The organism is Variovorax sp. 3319 (assembly GCF_031456585.1).
Taxonomy (GTDB): Bacteria; Pseudomonadota; Gammaproteobacteria; order Burkholderiales; family Burkholderiaceae_C; genus Variovorax; species Variovorax paradoxus_P.
Genome location: NZ_JAVDUZ010000003.1, coordinates 87556 through 101468, shown reverse-complemented (window position 1 = coordinate 101468; position 13913 = coordinate 87556). Strand labels below are relative to the sequence as shown.

The following is a 13913-nucleotide window of genomic DNA, read 5'->3' as shown; positions in this document are numbered from 1 at the left end:
GGGGGCGGATTGTAGTCAGTCGGTGCGAAATGACTGGATACCCATACAGGGGCACCGATCCGCCCCCGGCCGATGCTCCGCCTGGCGCAGGACTTACTTGTCGCCGATGAACTGCCCCGCGTAGCTGAGCCAACCCATTTCGGCCCGGGCCTTCTCGGGCGCCTCGAGATCGAGAACGATGCTTCCGACCGCGAGCCCGAACGAAGGCGACATGCGCACGTATTTCGTCTCGCCATCAGCAAGCGGTACTTCAAGTGTCTTGCGCAGGTCGCTGGTCGTGGCGGCCTGGTAGGTGCCAGCCGGCCGGTCGACAAAAAAGAAGCTGCCGGGCTTCGACGTGCCGACACGCAGCTTGTCGAGGCGCACCCCAGGCTGCAGCGAGGCGCCGAAAGGCCCGGCGGCACGGAAGAAATAGATGCGGCCGTTGCCCGGCTTGAGCTTGGGAATGACGTTGCCCATCTCCTGGAACTTGGGCCCGGTCGGGCCGCTGGCGCAGCCGGCAACTGCGACGGTCAGCACCGCAAGGGCGGCGAACTTCAGGACGGCTCTTCTCATGGGTGAGGATCCTTGCAATCAGTGGCGTTGAGAAAACGCAAATGTAACCAATTACAAGCAATCCCAGGCTGGCGAGAAACTGCGGCTTTGATGCGTCTGAAGCATCGGTGTGGCCGGAACAAATCATCAATGGCTTTGCCCGCTGCGCCTCCCGTCAAAGTAGCAAATCGGTACATTCAGAGCAATGCAAGCCTCCTCCCCCACCCTCTCGATCAAGCAGGTGCTGATCTGCGGCGCCATGATCGTCACGCTCTCAATGGGCATTCGCCACGGCTTCGGCCTGTGGCTGCAGCCGATCACGCAGGCGCAGGACTGGAGCCGCCAGACCTTCTCGTTTGCCTTGGCCGTGCAGAACCTCTCGTGGGGCATCTTCGGAGTTTTCGCGGGCATGCTGTCCGACCGGTTCGGGGCATTCCGCGTGCTGCTGGCCGGCACGGTCTTCTATGCGCTCGGCCTGCTTGGCATGGCTTACTCGCCCACGCCGCTGCTGTTTACGCTGAGCGCCGGCGTGCTGATTGGCGCGGCGCAGGCAGGTACGACCTATGCCGTCGTCTACGGGGTGATCGGGCGGCAGATTCCCGCAGAACGGCGCTCGTGGGCCATGGGCGTGGCCGCTGCGGCGGGCTCGTTCGGGCAGTTTCTGATGGCGCCGATCGAAGGCCAGTTGATCGGGCACCTGGGCTGGCAAACCGCCCTTGCGGTGGTGGCTGTACTCGTGCTGGTGATCGTGCCACTGGCATTGGGCCTGCGCGAGCCGCGGCAAGGCGCATTGGCGGGGCACCGTGAGCAATCGGTGGTGCAGGCGGTGGGCGAGGCGTTTCGCTACCCGAGCTTCGGGCTGCTGATGGCGGGATATTTCGTGTGCGGCTTTCAGTTGGCCTTCATCGGCATCCACATGCCGACCTACCTGCGCGACCAGAAGCTGCCGGTAGAGGTGGCCGGCTACGCGCTGGCGCTGATCGGGCTCTTCAATGTGTTCGGCACCTACACCGTGGGCTTGCTGGGCCAGAAGCTGGCCAAGCGAAAGATCCTGGCGGCCATCTACTTTGCGCGGGCCGTTTCCATCGTGCTCTTTTTGCTGGTGCCGATTTCTCCGCTGAGCGTTTATGTTTTTTCGGCGGCCATGGGCTTTCTTTGGCTTTCGACGGTGCCCGCAACCAACGCGATCATCGCGGGCATCTTCGGCGTGGCGCACCTGTCGATGCTCAGCGGCTTCGTGTTCCTGAGCCACCAGGTCGGGTCGTTCATCGGCGTTTGGCTTGGCGGCTACCTGTATGACACCACAGGCAGCTACGACATCGTCTGGTACATCGCAATTGCCTTGGGCGTGTTCGCCGCGCTGATCAACCTGCCGGTGAAGGAGGGCGCAATTGCCCGGGCGGCGCGGCCTGCGGTTGTGCCGGGCTGATCAGGCGGCGGACAATGGCGGCCATGACTCCGCAAACGCGCCACCGCCTCGTGCACGCCGGCTGGCTCACCGCCGCGGTGGCGGTATTGGGCGGCGTTTTCGCGCTCTACGTTCACCCGGACTTTCTCGTCACGCTGGCCAACCAGGTCTGGTCCTGCTTTTGATTGCCATGAAAGACATAGCAACCTTGCACAGCGGATCGAAGCCCTCGGAATGGATCGTGCGGTGGTCGCACCTGCTCGCACCAGGCGCCACAGTGCTCGACGTGGCCTGCGGCAATGGGCGGCACATGCAGTGGTTTGCCGGACGCGGGCATACGGTCACGGGCGTCGACCGCTCCACCGAAGCAATCAAGGCCGCTCGCGTCTTTGGCGACACGGTAACCGCCGACATCGAAGCCGGCCCCTGGCCTTTCGGGGGCCACGTTTTTGGTGCGGTGATCGTCACCAACTACCTGTGGCGACCGCGCATGGCCGACATCGTGGCCGCGGTTGCGCCCGGTGGCGTGCTGCTCTACGAAACCTTTGCCGCCGGAAACGAAACGGTAGGCAAGCCCTCTCGCCCCGACTTCCTGCTGCAGCCGGGCGAACTGCTGGCCGCCTGCCAGGGCCTGCGCGTGGTGGCCTATGAAGACGGCTTTCTCGCCGAGCCGGATCGCTTCGTGCAGCGCATTGCCGCGGTTCGTGCCGGCAGCGCCTCGTCCGGGGAGCCCGACCGCCATCTCCTGCCGGCAATCTGACCCCGCCGCCGCGGCGGTTTCCGGGGCCGCCGGAGTAAGTAGAATCGGCGCTTTCGTCCACCCGACAGAGAGATTCCCCCTTGGAGCAACTGACAGGCAGCATCGTCGCTCTCGTCACGCCGATGCACGAAGACGGCAGTGTCGACTACCCGGCCCTGCGCCGACTGATCGACTGGCACATCGACGAAGGCACCGATTGCCTCGGCGTCGTCGGTACCACCGGCGAATCGCCCACGGTCGACGTGGAGGAGCACTGCGAAATCATCCGCGTGTCGGTCGAGCAGGCCAAGGGCCGCGTGCCCGTGATGGCCGGCTGCGGCGCCAATTCGACCAAGGAAGCCATCGAGCTTGCCAAGTTCGCCAAGGGCGTTGGCGCCGATTCGCAGCTGCAGGTGGTGCCCTACTACAACAAGCCGACGCAAGAAGGCCAGTACCAGCATTTCAAGGCCATTGCAGAAGCCGTGGGCGACCTGCCTACCGTGCTCTACAACGTGCCCGGCCGTACCGTTGCCGATATGGCGCACGACACCGTGCTGCGCCTCGCGCAGGTGCCTGGCATCATCGGCATCAAGGAAGCCACCGGCAACATCGAGCGTGCCCAGTGGCTCATTCGCGACCTGCCCAAGCACTTTGCCGTGTATTCCGGCGACGACCCGACAGCGGTGGCTCTCATGCTCTGCGGCGGCCAGGGCAACATCAGCGTGACGGCCAACATTGCCCCGCGGAAGATGCACGAGCTGTGCGTTGCGGCCATCGCGGGCGACGTGCGCAAGGCCATGCAGATCCAGTTCGAGCTGATGCCGCTGCACCGCAACCTGTTCGTCGAACCCAACCCGATTCCTCTCAAGTGGGCCATGTCCAGGCTTGGTCTCTGCGGCGGCAGCCTGCGGTTGCCGCTCACCGAACTGGCTGAAACCAACCAACCCGTGGTCGAGGCTGCCCTGCGCGCCTGCGGCCTGCTCAAGGGCTGAGCCCGCTTTCTCCCCCAAACACCTCTTTTCTCCCCGCCGCATCGAGGTTACGCAACCTTTTGCCTGAACCGTGCTCACAGAGTGCGGGCAATGCGGCCCCATAGATTGATCGAACCCATTCCAACAAGGAAGACGACGTTGAAGAACCTTTCGCATATCTCGCGATTCGCACTGCTGGCCCTTGTTGTCAGCCTCGCCGCCTGCTCCGTTCTCGAGGGCGACAAGATCGACTACAAGAGCGCCGGCAAGGCCCCGACGCTCGAGGTCCCGCCCGACCTGTCGCAGCTTTCGCGCGAGAACCGCTATGCGGTTCCGGGCGGCGCGGTCACCGCCAACGCCTACCAGGCCGGCGCAACCAACGCGCCTGGCATTCCCACTGCAGTTGCCAACATCGGCGACGTTCGCATGGAGCGTTCGGGCACGCAGCGCTGGATCGTCATCAACCGCTCGCCCGACCAGCTGTGGGATCCGGTGAAAGACTTCTGGCAGGAAAGCGGCTTCCTGCTGACCACCGAGCAGCGCAACCTCGGCATCATGGAAACCGACTGGGCTGAAAACCGCGCCAAGCTGCCGCAGGACATCATCCGCGGCACGCTGGGCAAGTTGGTCGATTCGGTCTACTCGACCGGCGAACTCGACCGCTTCCGCACCCGCCTGGAGCGCACGCCCAATGGCACCGAGATCTTCATCAGCCACCGCGGCATGCAAGAGGTCTACAACAACAGCCGCCAGGACCAGACCGTGTGGCAGCCCCGCCCGAGCGACCCTGAACTCGAAACCGAGTTCCTGCGCCGCCTGATGGTCAAGCTCGGCGTTTCGCAAGAGCAGTCGAAGATCCTGGCCGCCACCACGGCGCCGACCAAGACTGCCACCGTCTCGAACGCAGGCGGCCAGCCGGTCGTGCAGATCAACGAAGGCTTCGACCGGGCATGGCGCCGCGTGGGCCTTGCACTCGACCGCACCGGCTTCACCGTTGAAGACCGCGACCGCAGCGCCGGCATCTACTACGTGCGCTACGTGACGCCCAACACCGACAAGAAGGAACCCGGCTTCTTCGGCAAGCTCTTCAGCGGCTCCAGCAAGGCTGAGGCGCCGATCAAGTTCCGCATTCTGGTAAAGGGCCAGGGCGAATCGACCACGGTCTCGGTACTGAACGAATCCGGCGCACCTGAAACCTCGGCCAATGCGCAACGCATCGTCCAGGTCATTGCAGACGACCTGAAGTAACCCGCATGCTCCGCTTCCGAAGCCTCGGCAGCGGCAGCACGGGTAACGCCGCGCTGGTCGAAGCGACCAGCGGCGGCCGCACCTCACGGCTCCTGGTCGATTGCGGCTTTGGCCTGCGGCAGCTCGATCTGCGGCTTGCCAAGGCAGGCCTCGCAGCCACCGATATCGACGCAATCTTTGTCACGCACGAGCATGGCGACCACATCGGCTGTGCCCATTCGCTGTCGCGGCGCAACCGCATTCCCGTGTGGATGAGCGAAGGCACCTGGCTCGCCACCGGCGGACGCGACTTCGAAGGCCGGCTCAACCTGGCACGAGACGACGCGGAGTTTGCGGTCGGCGATATCGCGGTGCAGCCCTTTACCGTGCCGCACGACGCGCGCGAGCCCCTGCAGCTGCGCTGCTCCGACGGCGCGCGAACGCTGGGCGTGCTCACCGACCTGGGACACGCCACGGCCCATGTGCTCTCCAGGCTGAGCGGCGTTCATGCGCTGCTGCTCGAGTTCAACCACGACAGCGAGCTCTTGGCCAATTCGGCCTATCCGGCCTTCCTGAAGCTGCGCGTAGGCGGCAAGCACGGCCACTTGTCGAATGAAGCCGCCGCGGAGATCGCGCGCGCAGTTCGGCACGACGGCCTGCGCCATGTGGTCGCGGCGCACCTGAGCGAGCAGAACAACCGTCCCGAAATCGTGCGCCGCCTCATGGCTGAAGCCCTAGGGGCACACGAGGCCGAGATGCTCACGGCCAGTGCTTCGGAAGGTTCGCCCTGGCTGGACGTTTGATTGTCGGTTGGCGCCGCCCGCGAATGGCCCATGCAAAAAGCCGCCATGAGGCGGCTTTTTTGCTGGGTGAATGAATACCCGCTTCGGCTTTGTTACTGCTTGGGGGCTTCGTTCTTCTTGGCAGCCTCGGTGGCGGCATTGGCCGCATCGAGGGCCGACGAAGCACCCGGCGAAGGCGTAGTTGCGGCCGAGGGATCGGTGGTCGAGGGTGCCGGAGCAGCCGCGGGCGGTGCAGGAGCCGGTTCGGTCACCGGAGCGGGAGGCGGGGTCACAACCGCCGGCGCGGCGTCCTCTTTCTTTCCGCAAGCCACGAGTGCGGCAGCGGCAATCAGCGAGGCCAGCAGGACGGATGACGGCTTCTTCATGGAAACTCCTTTGCAATGAATGTCTGGACCAAAAAATTCTAGACCCGCATCACTGCCCGTTTGTGTCTCGCGCCGTCATTCGCGGCATTGGCTTACAAGCCCAGTGTCGATGCCGGAAACGCAGGCCGCGCCGCTCGCCACGACTCATCGATGGCTTCGCGCAGTTCGCGCCTTGCCCGCGGGTCGAAACCGCTCACGCCGCGGCTGCGCTCCGGGTCGGTGCGGTGGGCACACCACTCGGGCGTCCAGATGGCGCTTGGCACGGCGTTGCTGCCCTCTGCGCGCACGACGCGGCATTCGATGATGTGATCCCACATCCGGCGCCAGGGCACAAAGCGTGCATGGTTACGTTCGACTACATCGAAGCGCTGTGCCAGCAAGATGAAGCGGCGGCCGGAAGCCGACCAGGCCTGCAGCGCTTCCACGCTGGCACGCTCTCCCAGCGGCCAGTCGGCAAAATCGGGGTCGCTCAAGACCAGTTCTTTCCAGCCTTGCCGGACTGCGGCCGAGAGCGCGGCCCGCACGATGCCATCGAAGGCCTCCCGGCCATCGAACCAGCCTTCGGGCAAGGGCTGCTCCCCTGCCGTACGCTCATTCGGCATGGAGCCACCCCGCTTCGCACCACTCGGCCAGCAGCGCGAGCGCACCGCTGCTTGCGCGCGCCAGTTCGCGGGGGCCCAGCGCACGCTGGTCAGCCAGCTTGCGCATCAGCGTTGCATCAGCGCCGCCGGCGCGAAAGCTCTCGCCGTTGATGTAGAGATGCCGCGCGTCGTAAAGCATGCGCGTGCGGCGGTCGAGCACCACGCTGTGCAGCGCGCCGGGCGCTTCGGCGCCTTCGTCGAACCAGACATTGGCCTTGGGCTCGGTCAGCGATTCCCCGAGCGCGCGGTCGATGGCGTCAGGGTCGCGCAGGGCAGCATCGACTGCCTTGCGCGCAAAGGCCTGCAGCGCCGCAGGCATGGCGGCTGGCGCATCGACCGCGGGCTGCGCCGGATCGCGGTAGCGGGCCAACTCGGCGGGGCCGGCGTCTTCAAGGGCTTCTGAATAGGCCTGCGCCATGCGGGCCAGCAGGTCGGCACCGAGCTCGCCCGCGGCGGAAGACCGCAGGCCAATGGAATAAGTCATGCAGTCGTCGCCGACAGCCACGCCGTCGTGCGCGTAGCGCGGCGGCAAATAGAGCATGTCGCCGGGCTCGAGCACAAAGCTTTGCTCGGGCTCGAATTGCTCGAGGATCTTGAGCGGCACGCCCTGCTGCAGGCGCAGGTCGCCTTGCTTTCCGATCGACCAGCGCCGCGTGCCCTGGGCCTGGAGCAAAAAGACGTCGTAGCTGTCGAAATGCGCGCCCACGCCGCCCTTGTCGCTGGCGTAGCTGATCATCAGGTCGTCCAGCCGCGCATCGGGCAAGAAGCGAAACTGCTGCAGCAGCGCATGCACGCCGTCGTGATGCAGGTCGACGCCCTGCACCAGCAGCGTCCATTCGGGCTGCTTGAGCGGCGGCAAAGCGCGGCGCGAGAGCGGCCCGTGCTTGAGCGTCCAGCCCGCCTTGCCATGGCGGATGAGGCGCGATTCGACGTCCTCGCGCTCGGCCAGGGCAAAGAGCGCGCTGCGCTCGATCGGTGGCACCATGGCGGGTATCGCCTGACGCACGAGCAACGGCTTTTTCTGCCAATACCGCCGCATGAACTGCGCGGCGCTCAGGCCGCCGAGCAACGGCAGCGGTTGTGTAATCTCCATGGGAGAATTCTGCAATGGAAATCTCTGAACAATGCGTGGTCGGCCTGACCTGGACCATGAAAGACACTTTGGGCGAAGTGCTGGACGTGCTCGACGAGCCCGTTGAATTCATGGTGGGAGGCGACGACCTCTTCGACGTGATCGAAGCCGCCCTGCAGGGCCACGAGCCCGGCGCCAAGGTGCAACTGCAGCTGGAGCCTGAGCAAGGCTTTGGCGACTTCAACGACCAGTTGCTCTTTCTCGAGCCTCGGTCGCTCTTTCCGGAAGGCACGGAAGAAGGCATGACCTTCGACGGCGCCGCGCTGCCCAAGGGGGTGAGCGAGGCGATGCCCAAGGACGTGATCTATACGGTGGCCGAAATCTACCCGGACCACCTGGTGCTCGACGGCAACCATCCGCTCGCGGGCATTGCGGTTCGGCTCGACATCACGGTTCGCTCGGTACGCGAGGCCACCGAAGAAGAAGTCGGCCGCGGCACGGCGGGCACGGCCTTCTTCAAGGTGCCGCCCACGGCGCCAGGCAACGACCTGCTGCACTGACCTGCTGCACTGACCTGCTGCGTTGAGGCCGAGCCCCGGCGGCAAACAAAAAAGCCGGGCACTGCCCGGCTTTTTGCTGCTCGCGAAAAGCGCTTTCGATGCCTTCTACATGCGCGAGAGCTGGCCGTTGTCGATGCGCACACGATCGCCGATGCGCAGGTCGCCCGGGTGCTGCACATCGAAGGCGCGATAGCCGCCGCGGTCGGTTTGCACAGAGATGCGGTAGCTCTCGTATGCGCGTGGGCCGTTGTTCTGGGCTTCGATGGTGTTGCCCAGCAGGGCGCCACCCACAATGCCCAGCGCGGTTGCCGCGGCCCGGCCGCTGCCGTGGCCAAACTGGTTGCCCACCACGCCGCCTACGACACCGCCTGCCACGGCGCCACCGCCGGTAGTGCCTGTGCCCCTGGTTTCGCTGCGCAGCACTTCGATGTTGGCCACGTGGCCATACTCGACGTACGCCGCTTCCTGGTACGGAACGGCCTGCGGCGGTGCCTGGTAGGGGTAGCGCGTGGTGTGATAGACCGGCGCGGGAGCGACGCAGGCGGTAAGCGTGGCAAGTGCCAGCACGGAAGCGCCGATGGAAATGAAGCGCGTTGAAATTTTCATGTTGATGGCTCCTCGGAATTAGTCAATGCAACCGGAGCATCCGGAAGCACCAAGCCTGGGCCTGTGTTTAACGCCATTCCCGCACAGGGGATGACGTCCGACACACACCGGTATGTAGGAGCAAACCGCAAGCTGATCGGTTCCAAAACTTTACTGGGCCGATACGAACCGGGATTTCAGTGCTTGCCAGTGGAGCCGTAGCCGCCTTCGCCGCGTTGCGTGGCTGCAAATTCTGTGACCACCCGAAACTGGGCCTGCACCACAGGCACGATCACGAGTTGGGCAAGCCGCTCCATCGGTTCGAGCACGAAAGGCGTGTCGCTGCGGTTCCAGGCGCTGATCTTCAGTTCGCCCTGGTAGTCGCTGTCGATCAGGCCGACCAGATTGCCCAGCACGATGCCGTGCTTATGGCCGAGACCCGAGCGCGGCAGAATCAGCGCCGCATAAGCCGGATCGGCCAGGTGGATTGCGATGCCTGTGCCCACGAGCTGCCAGGCATTGGGCTCCAGCGTGATCGGCGCATCGAGGCAGGCCCTGAGGTCGAGCCCCGCGCTACCGGGCGTGGCATAGGCTGGCAATTGATCCACCATGCGTGGATCGAGGATACGAACGTCTACTTTCACTTCTGCCTGCCTTGTTTATGTTGCTGTTCTTTTTGCTTGCGGGCGGCTTCTTCGAGCACCTGCTGCCACTTGGCAACGCCGGGGGAGAGCTTGAGGCCCTTCAACTTGCTGGCGAGCCAGAGCGCCGCGCCAAATAGCACCACCAGCACGACGATAGGCACGCCGGCTGACCACAGCACCAGAAACACCAGCGCGCCCCCGACAGCCATGGCCTTGAGCACCGCGGGCGTGAACGGCCCGCCCTGCGCAGGGGTGTCCTCGTTCGAGGCTACTCGCCTCTGCGCCGCGGCGGCGCCCTGCGCACCGGGCGCACCCTGCGCGGGGTTCATGCCGACGTCCAGCCCATGGTCGCCCTCATGCGGCGCCCGCCTGGGCAGTGCGGCCTGTGCCGAGAGCCGCTCCACATAGCTCGCAAAGTCGCCATTCGGCGGCGTGTTCCATTGCGGATTCATCAGACCCTCCAGTCAGGCAGGCGTGCGGCGATTTCGGTCATGAGTTCGCGCGCGAGGGTGAGCTTGGGGGCCCGAGGCAACTCGCGCGTGCCGTTGGCGTCCACCAGCAGCAGCGCATTGTCGTCCTGGCCGAAGGTCAGCGGGCCGATGTTCCCGACCAGGAGCGGGATTCCCTTGCGCTGGCGCTTTGCCTTGGCATGCTCGGCCAGGTTCTCGCTCTCGGCCGCAAAGCCAACGCAGAAGAGCTTGTGCGATTGCGCTCGCTCGCTCTTTGCCACGGCAAGCAGGATGTCGGGGTTCTCGACGAAATTCAGCACCGGCGTCTTGCCGCTGCCGTCTTTCTTGATCTTGTGTTCGCTGTGGGTTGCCGGGCGCCAATCGGCAACCGCAGCCGTTGCTACAAAAATGCTAGCAGCCTCCGCTGCGCGCAGGGTAGCGTCCAGCATGTCTTGCGCCGACAGCACATCGATCCGGTTGACGCCGCGCGGCGTCGGCAGATGCACCGGGCCGGCCACCAGCGTGACTTGTGCGCCCGCCTCGTGCGCAGCGCGCGCAATGGCAAAACCCATCTTGCCCGACGAATGATTGGTGATGCCGCGTATCGGATCGAGTGGCTCGAAGGTGGGACCGGCGGTAACGAGCAGCTTGTGGCCCGCAAGCAGCTTGGGGGCGAAGAAGGCGGTAATGTCTTCGAGCAGCTGCGCCGGCTCCAGCATGCGCCCGTCGCCCGTCTCGCCGCAGGCCTGCCAGCCGCTGCCCACGCCCAGCACCGTGGCGCCGTCGGCCGACACTTGCACAAGGTTGCGCTGGGTGGCGGGGTGAGCCCACATTTCGCGGTTCATGGCGGGCGCAATCAGGAGCGGCACGCGGTCCATCGGGCGGGCCAGGCACATCAGGCTCAGCAGGTCGTCGGCCCTGCCCTGCACAAGCCGCGCAATGAAGTCGGCGCTGCAGGGTGCGAGCACGATGGCATCGGCCTCGCGGCTCAGGTTGATGTGCGGCATGTTGTTGGGCTCGCGCGCGTCCCACTGCGAGGTGTAGACGGTGCGCCCCGAAAGCGCCTGCATCGTCACCGGCGTGATGAACTGCTCGGCCGCCTCGGTCATGACCACCTGCACGGTGGCGCCCGCCTTGACGAACAAGCGGCACAGCTCGGCCGATTTGTAGCAGGCGATACCACCGGTAAGGCCCAGGACGATGTGTTTGCCGGCGAGATCTTGCATGGGGCGTATTGTTGCTCACCCCAGCTTGCGGGCGCTCGGGCGGGCGCCCCTTCGAAAGATGCCCTTGCCGCAGGGTGTCGCAATGGGCACACCTATAATCGGAATTTCCCACTGCCCGGATCTATGGTCCGGAACTGGCATGACCAAATTTGTCTTCGTCACCGGTGGTGTCGTATCTTCCCTTGGCAAGGGAATCGCCTCCGCCTCCCTCGCCGCGATCCTCGAATCGCGCGGCCTCAAGGTCACCCTCATCAAGCTCGATCCGTACATCAATGTCGACCCCGGCACGATGTCACCGTTCCAGCATGGCGAAGTGTTCGTTACCGACGACGGCGCTGAAACCGACCTCGACCTCGGCCACTACGAGCGCTTCATCACCACGCGGATGCGCAAGGCCAACAACTTCACCACCGGCCAGATCTACAAGACCGTGCTCGAAAAAGAGCGCCGCGGCGACTATCTCGGCAAGACGGTGCAGGTGATCCCGCACATCACGAACGAGATCCAGGAATACATCAAGCGCGGCGCCGGCCTTGGCACGGCGCACGAAGTCGACGTGGCCATCGTCGAAATCGGCGGCACGGTGGGCGACATCGAATCGCTGCCCTTCCTGGAAGCCGTTCGCCAGATGAGCCTGCGCATGGGCCCGAACAACTCGGCCTTCGTGCACCTGAGCTACGTGCCCTGGATTGCCGCCGCCGGCGAGCTCAAGACCAAGCCCACGCAGCACACCGCCAAGGAACTGCGCGCCATCGGCATCCAGGCCGACGCGCTGCTGTGCCGCGCCGATCGCCCGATTCCCGACGACGAGCGCGCCAAGATCTCGCTGTTCTCGAACGTCCCCGAATGGGGCGTGATCTCGATGTGGGACGTGGACACCATCTACAAGGTGCCGCGCATGCTGCACGAGCAGGGCCTGGACGGCCTCATCTGCGACAAGCTGCGCATCAACACGCCGCCGGCCAAGCTCAACCGCTGGGACGAGCTGGTCTACGAGGTCGAGCATCCGCAGCAGGAAGTGAGCATTGCCATGGTCGGCAAGTACGTCGACCTCTCCGACAGCTACAAGTCGCTGAACGAAGCACTGCGCCACGCCGGCATGAAGAACCATGCGCGCGTGAAGATCGACTACATCGACTCCGAAACCATTTCGCCGCAAGACGTGTCGCGCCTTGCCAAGTACGACGCCATCCTGGTGCCCGGCGGTTTTGGCCAGCGCGGCGTCGAAGGCAAGATTTCCGCCGCCCGCTTTGCGCGCGAAGGCAAGGTGCCTTACCTTGGCATCTGCCTGGGCATGCAGGTGGCCACCATCGAATACGCGCGCCACGTGGCGGGCCTGAAAAACGCCAACAGCACCGAGTTCGACCCCGAAACCCCTTGCCCCGTCATCGCACTCATCACCGAGTGGAAAGACGCAGACGGCACCGTGAAAACGCGCAACGAGAAGTCCGACCTCGGCGGCACCATGCGCCTGGGCGCGCAAAGCTCCGACGTGGCGGCCGGCACGCTGGCCCACAGCATCTACGGCGACGTGGTGACCGAACGCCATCGCCACCGCTACGAAGCCAACGTGAACTACCTGGACGAACTGCGCGCCGCAGGCCTGGTAATTTCCGCTCTTACCCAGCGCGAGCATCTCACCGAAATCGTCGAACTGCCCCAAGACGTGCACCCCTGGTACATGGGCGTGCAGTTCCACCCTGAATTCAAGTCGACCCCCTGGAGCGGCCACCCGCTCTTCAACGCCTTCATCAAGGCGGCGCTCGACCACAAGGCCCGCAGCGCGGGCGGTGCAAAGAACCTGAAGGCGGTAGCAGCATGAAACTCTGCGGATTCGACATCGGGCTGGACCAGCCCTTCTTCCTGATTGCCGGCCCTTGCGTGGTCGAATCCGAGCAACTGCAGATGGACACGGCCGGCACGCTGAAGGAAATCACTTCGGCGCTCGGCATTCCGTTCATCTTCAAGAGCAGCTTCGACAAGGCCAATCGCTCTTCGGGCACCAGCTTCCGTGGCCCCGGGCGCGACAAGGGCCTGGAAATCCTCGCCAAGGTGAAGCGCGAACTCGGCCTGGCCGTGCTCACCGACGTTCACACCAACGAAGACATCACAGAGGCCGCCAAGGTGGTCGACGTGCTGCAGACGCCCGCCTTCCTGTGCCGCCAGACCGACTTCATTCACGCGGTGGCCCAGTCGGGCAAGCCGGTGAACATCAAGAAGGGCCAGTTCCTTGCGCCGCACGACATGAAGAACGTGATCGACAAGGCGCGCGCGGCCGCCAGGGAAGCGGGCCTCGACGAGAACAGCTTCATGGCCTGTGAACGCGGCGCGAGCTTTGGTTACAACAACCTGGTGTCGGATATGCGTTCGCTCGCCATCATGCGCGAGACTGGCGCACCCGTGGTGTTCGACGCCACGCACTCGGTGCAGCTGCCGGGCGGCCAGGGCACAAGCTCGGGCGGCCAGCGCGAAATGGTGCCGGTGCTGGCGCGCGCTGCCATTGCGGTGGGCGTGGCCGGTGTTTTCATGGAAACGCACCCCGATCCCGCCAAGGCCTTGAGCGACGGCCCCAACGCCGTGCCGCTCAAGCACATGAAGGCCCTGCTGGAAACGCTGCTTGAGCTGGACCGCATCACCAAGAAGAACGGCTTCCTGGAAAGCTCTTTCAACTGAGCACCAACAACAAGAC

17 protein-coding genes are annotated in these 13913 nt (G+C 64.9%); 9 read left to right on the top strand and 8 right to left on the bottom strand.

Annotated features, from left to right (window positions below; all coding sequences use genetic code 11):
- Window positions 1–93 precede the first annotated feature (93 nt).
- Window positions 94–555, bottom strand: a complete 462-nt coding sequence (locus J2X67_RS07685) for a DUF2846 domain-containing protein (protein WP_309951947.1) — start codon at window positions 553–555, stop codon at window positions 94–96.
- Between the two features lie 184 nt (window positions 556–739).
- Between J2X67_RS07685 and J2X67_RS07680 the strand changes: the two genes are divergently transcribed.
- The 6 genes from J2X67_RS07680 (at window position 740) to J2X67_RS07655 (ending at window position 5682) form a co-directional block, all read left to right on the top strand.
- Window positions 740–1963, top strand: coding sequence for an MFS transporter (locus J2X67_RS07680; RefSeq protein ID WP_309951945.1), 1224 nt, complete (start codon window positions 740–742; stop codon window positions 1961–1963).
- 23 nt (window positions 1964–1986) lie between these two features.
- Window positions 1987–2127, top strand: a complete 141-nt coding sequence (locus J2X67_RS07675; RefSeq protein WP_309951943.1) for a hypothetical protein — start codon at window positions 1987–1989, stop codon at window positions 2125–2127.
- Between the two features lie 5 nt (window positions 2128–2132).
- Window positions 2133–2702 carry a class I SAM-dependent methyltransferase gene (locus tag J2X67_RS07670; RefSeq protein WP_309951941.1) on the top strand — a complete coding sequence of 190 codons (570 nt, stop codon included), beginning with the start codon at window positions 2133–2135 and terminating at the stop codon, window positions 2700–2702.
- A gap of 80 nt (window positions 2703–2782) precedes the next feature.
- Window positions 2783–3673, top strand: a complete 891-nt coding sequence (gene dapA, locus J2X67_RS07665; RefSeq protein WP_281146599.1) for a 4-hydroxy-tetrahydrodipicolinate synthase — start codon at window positions 2783–2785, stop codon at window positions 3671–3673.
- A 138-nt stretch (window positions 3674–3811) separates the two neighbouring features.
- Window positions 3812–4900, top strand: a complete 1089-nt coding sequence (gene bamC, locus J2X67_RS07660) for an outer membrane protein assembly factor BamC (protein WP_309951940.1) — start codon at window positions 3812–3814, stop codon at window positions 4898–4900.
- Between the two features lie 5 nt (window positions 4901–4905).
- Window positions 4906–5682, top strand: coding sequence for an MBL fold metallo-hydrolase (locus J2X67_RS07655; RefSeq protein ID WP_309951938.1), 777 nt, complete (start codon window positions 4906–4908; stop codon window positions 5680–5682).
- A gap of 92 nt (window positions 5683–5774) precedes the next feature.
- Here the strand turns inward: J2X67_RS07655 and J2X67_RS07650 are convergent, their stop codons facing one another.
- From J2X67_RS07650 to J2X67_RS07640, 3 genes are all read right to left on the bottom strand, one after another.
- Window positions 5775–6047: a hypothetical protein gene (locus J2X67_RS07650; protein WP_309951936.1), complete on the bottom strand. Its 273-nt coding sequence runs from the start codon at window positions 6045–6047 to the stop codon at window positions 5775–5777.
- 92 nt (window positions 6048–6139) lie between these two features.
- Complete coding sequence (locus tag J2X67_RS07645) at window positions 6140–6649, bottom strand: hypothetical protein (protein WP_309951935.1); 510 nt, start codon at window positions 6647–6649, stop codon at window positions 6140–6142.
- A complete protein-coding gene (locus J2X67_RS07640; protein WP_309951933.1) occupies window positions 6639–7781 on the bottom strand; it encodes a JmjC domain-containing protein in 1143 nt (380 codons plus the stop codon). The genes J2X67_RS07645 and J2X67_RS07640 overlap by 11 nt, the downstream gene beginning before the upstream one ends.
- A gap of 14 nt (window positions 7782–7795) precedes the next feature.
- Here J2X67_RS07640 and J2X67_RS07635 point away from each other — a divergent pair, with 14 nt between their 5' ends.
- On the top strand, window positions 7796–8320 hold the full coding sequence (locus J2X67_RS07635) for an FKBP-type peptidyl-prolyl cis-trans isomerase (RefSeq protein ID WP_309951931.1): 525 nt from the start codon (window positions 7796–7798) through the stop codon (window positions 8318–8320).
- Window positions 8321–8425: 105 nt separating this feature from the next.
- On the opposite strand, the gene J2X67_RS07630 is transcribed toward J2X67_RS07635, so the two are convergent.
- The 4 genes from J2X67_RS07630 to coaBC all read right to left on the bottom strand — a co-directional run bounded on the left by J2X67_RS07630 (window position 8426) and on the right by coaBC (window position 11224).
- Window positions 8426–8926: a glycine zipper 2TM domain-containing protein gene (locus J2X67_RS07630; protein ID WP_281146604.1), complete on the bottom strand. Its 501-nt coding sequence runs from the start codon at window positions 8924–8926 to the stop codon at window positions 8426–8428.
- 176 nt (window positions 8927–9102) lie between these two features.
- Window positions 9103–9549: a dUTP diphosphatase gene (dut, locus tag J2X67_RS07625; protein WP_309951927.1), complete on the bottom strand. Its 447-nt coding sequence runs from the start codon at window positions 9547–9549 to the stop codon at window positions 9103–9105.
- The gene (locus tag J2X67_RS07620) at window positions 9546–10001 is read right to left on the bottom strand and encodes a hypothetical protein (RefSeq protein WP_309951925.1); all 456 of its coding nucleotides are present in this window, start codon (window positions 9999–10001) and stop codon (window positions 9546–9548) included. Before J2X67_RS07620 ends, dut begins: the two co-directional genes overlap by 4 nt.
- Window positions 10001–11224 carry a bifunctional phosphopantothenoylcysteine decarboxylase/phosphopantothenate--cysteine ligase CoaBC gene (gene coaBC / locus J2X67_RS07615; protein ID WP_309951923.1) on the bottom strand — a complete coding sequence of 408 codons (1224 nt, stop codon included), beginning with the start codon at window positions 11222–11224 and terminating at the stop codon, window positions 10001–10003. The genes J2X67_RS07620 and coaBC overlap by 1 nt, the downstream gene beginning before the upstream one ends.
- Before the next feature lie 139 nt (window positions 11225–11363).
- Here coaBC and J2X67_RS07610 point away from each other — a divergent pair, with 139 nt between their 5' ends.
- Both J2X67_RS07610 and kdsA read left to right on the top strand, forming a co-directional pair.
- A complete protein-coding gene (locus tag J2X67_RS07610) occupies window positions 11364–13046 on the top strand; it encodes a CTP synthase (protein WP_309951922.1) in 1683 nt (560 codons plus the stop codon).
- Entirely contained in the window at window positions 13043–13897 is an 855-nt protein-coding gene (gene kdsA / locus J2X67_RS07605; protein WP_309951921.1) for a 3-deoxy-8-phosphooctulonate synthase, read from the top strand. The genes J2X67_RS07610 and kdsA overlap by 4 nt, the downstream gene beginning before the upstream one ends.
- Window positions 13898–13913 lie beyond the last annotated feature (16 nt).

Coding starts and splice junctions, on each gene's coding strand:
- J2X67_RS07685 (WP_309951947.1), bottom strand. CDS start 555: ATGAGAAGAGCCGTCCTGAAGTTCGCCGCCCTTGCGGTGCTGACCGTC.
- J2X67_RS07680 (WP_309951945.1), top strand. CDS start 740: ATGCAAGCCTCCTCCCCCACCCTCTCGATCAAGCAGGTGCTGATCTGC.
- J2X67_RS07675 (WP_309951943.1), top strand. CDS start 1,987: ATGACTCCGCAAACGCGCCACCGCCTCGTGCACGCCGGCTGGCTCACC.
- J2X67_RS07670 (WP_309951941.1), top strand. CDS start 2,133: ATGAAAGACATAGCAACCTTGCACAGCGGATCGAAGCCCTCGGAATGG.
- J2X67_RS07655 (WP_309951938.1), top strand. CDS start 4,906: ATGCTCCGCTTCCGAAGCCTCGGCAGCGGCAGCACGGGTAACGCCGCG.
- J2X67_RS07650 (WP_309951936.1), bottom strand. CDS start 6,047: ATGAAGAAGCCGTCATCCGTCCTGCTGGCCTCGCTGATTGCCGCTGCC.
- J2X67_RS07645 (WP_309951935.1), bottom strand. CDS start 6,649: ATGCCGAATGAGCGTACGGCAGGGGAGCAGCCCTTGCCCGAAGGCTGG.
- J2X67_RS07640 (WP_309951933.1), bottom strand. CDS start 7,781: ATGGAGATTACACAACCGCTGCCGTTGCTCGGCGGCCTGAGCGCCGCG.
- J2X67_RS07635 (WP_309951931.1), top strand. CDS start 7,796: ATGGAAATCTCTGAACAATGCGTGGTCGGCCTGACCTGGACCATGAAA.
- J2X67_RS07630 (WP_281146604.1), bottom strand. CDS start 8,926: ATGAAAATTTCAACGCGCTTCATTTCCATCGGCGCTTCCGTGCTGGCA.
- J2X67_RS07620 (WP_309951925.1), bottom strand. CDS start 10,001: ATGAATCCGCAATGGAACACGCCGCCGAATGGCGACTTTGCGAGCTAT.
- coaBC (WP_309951923.1), bottom strand. CDS start 11,224: ATGCAAGATCTCGCCGGCAAACACATCGTCCTGGGCCTTACCGGTGGT.
- J2X67_RS07610 (WP_309951922.1), top strand. CDS start 11,364: ATGACCAAATTTGTCTTCGTCACCGGTGGTGTCGTATCTTCCCTTGGC.
- kdsA (WP_309951921.1), top strand. CDS start 13,043: ATGAAACTCTGCGGATTCGACATCGGGCTGGACCAGCCCTTCTTCCTG.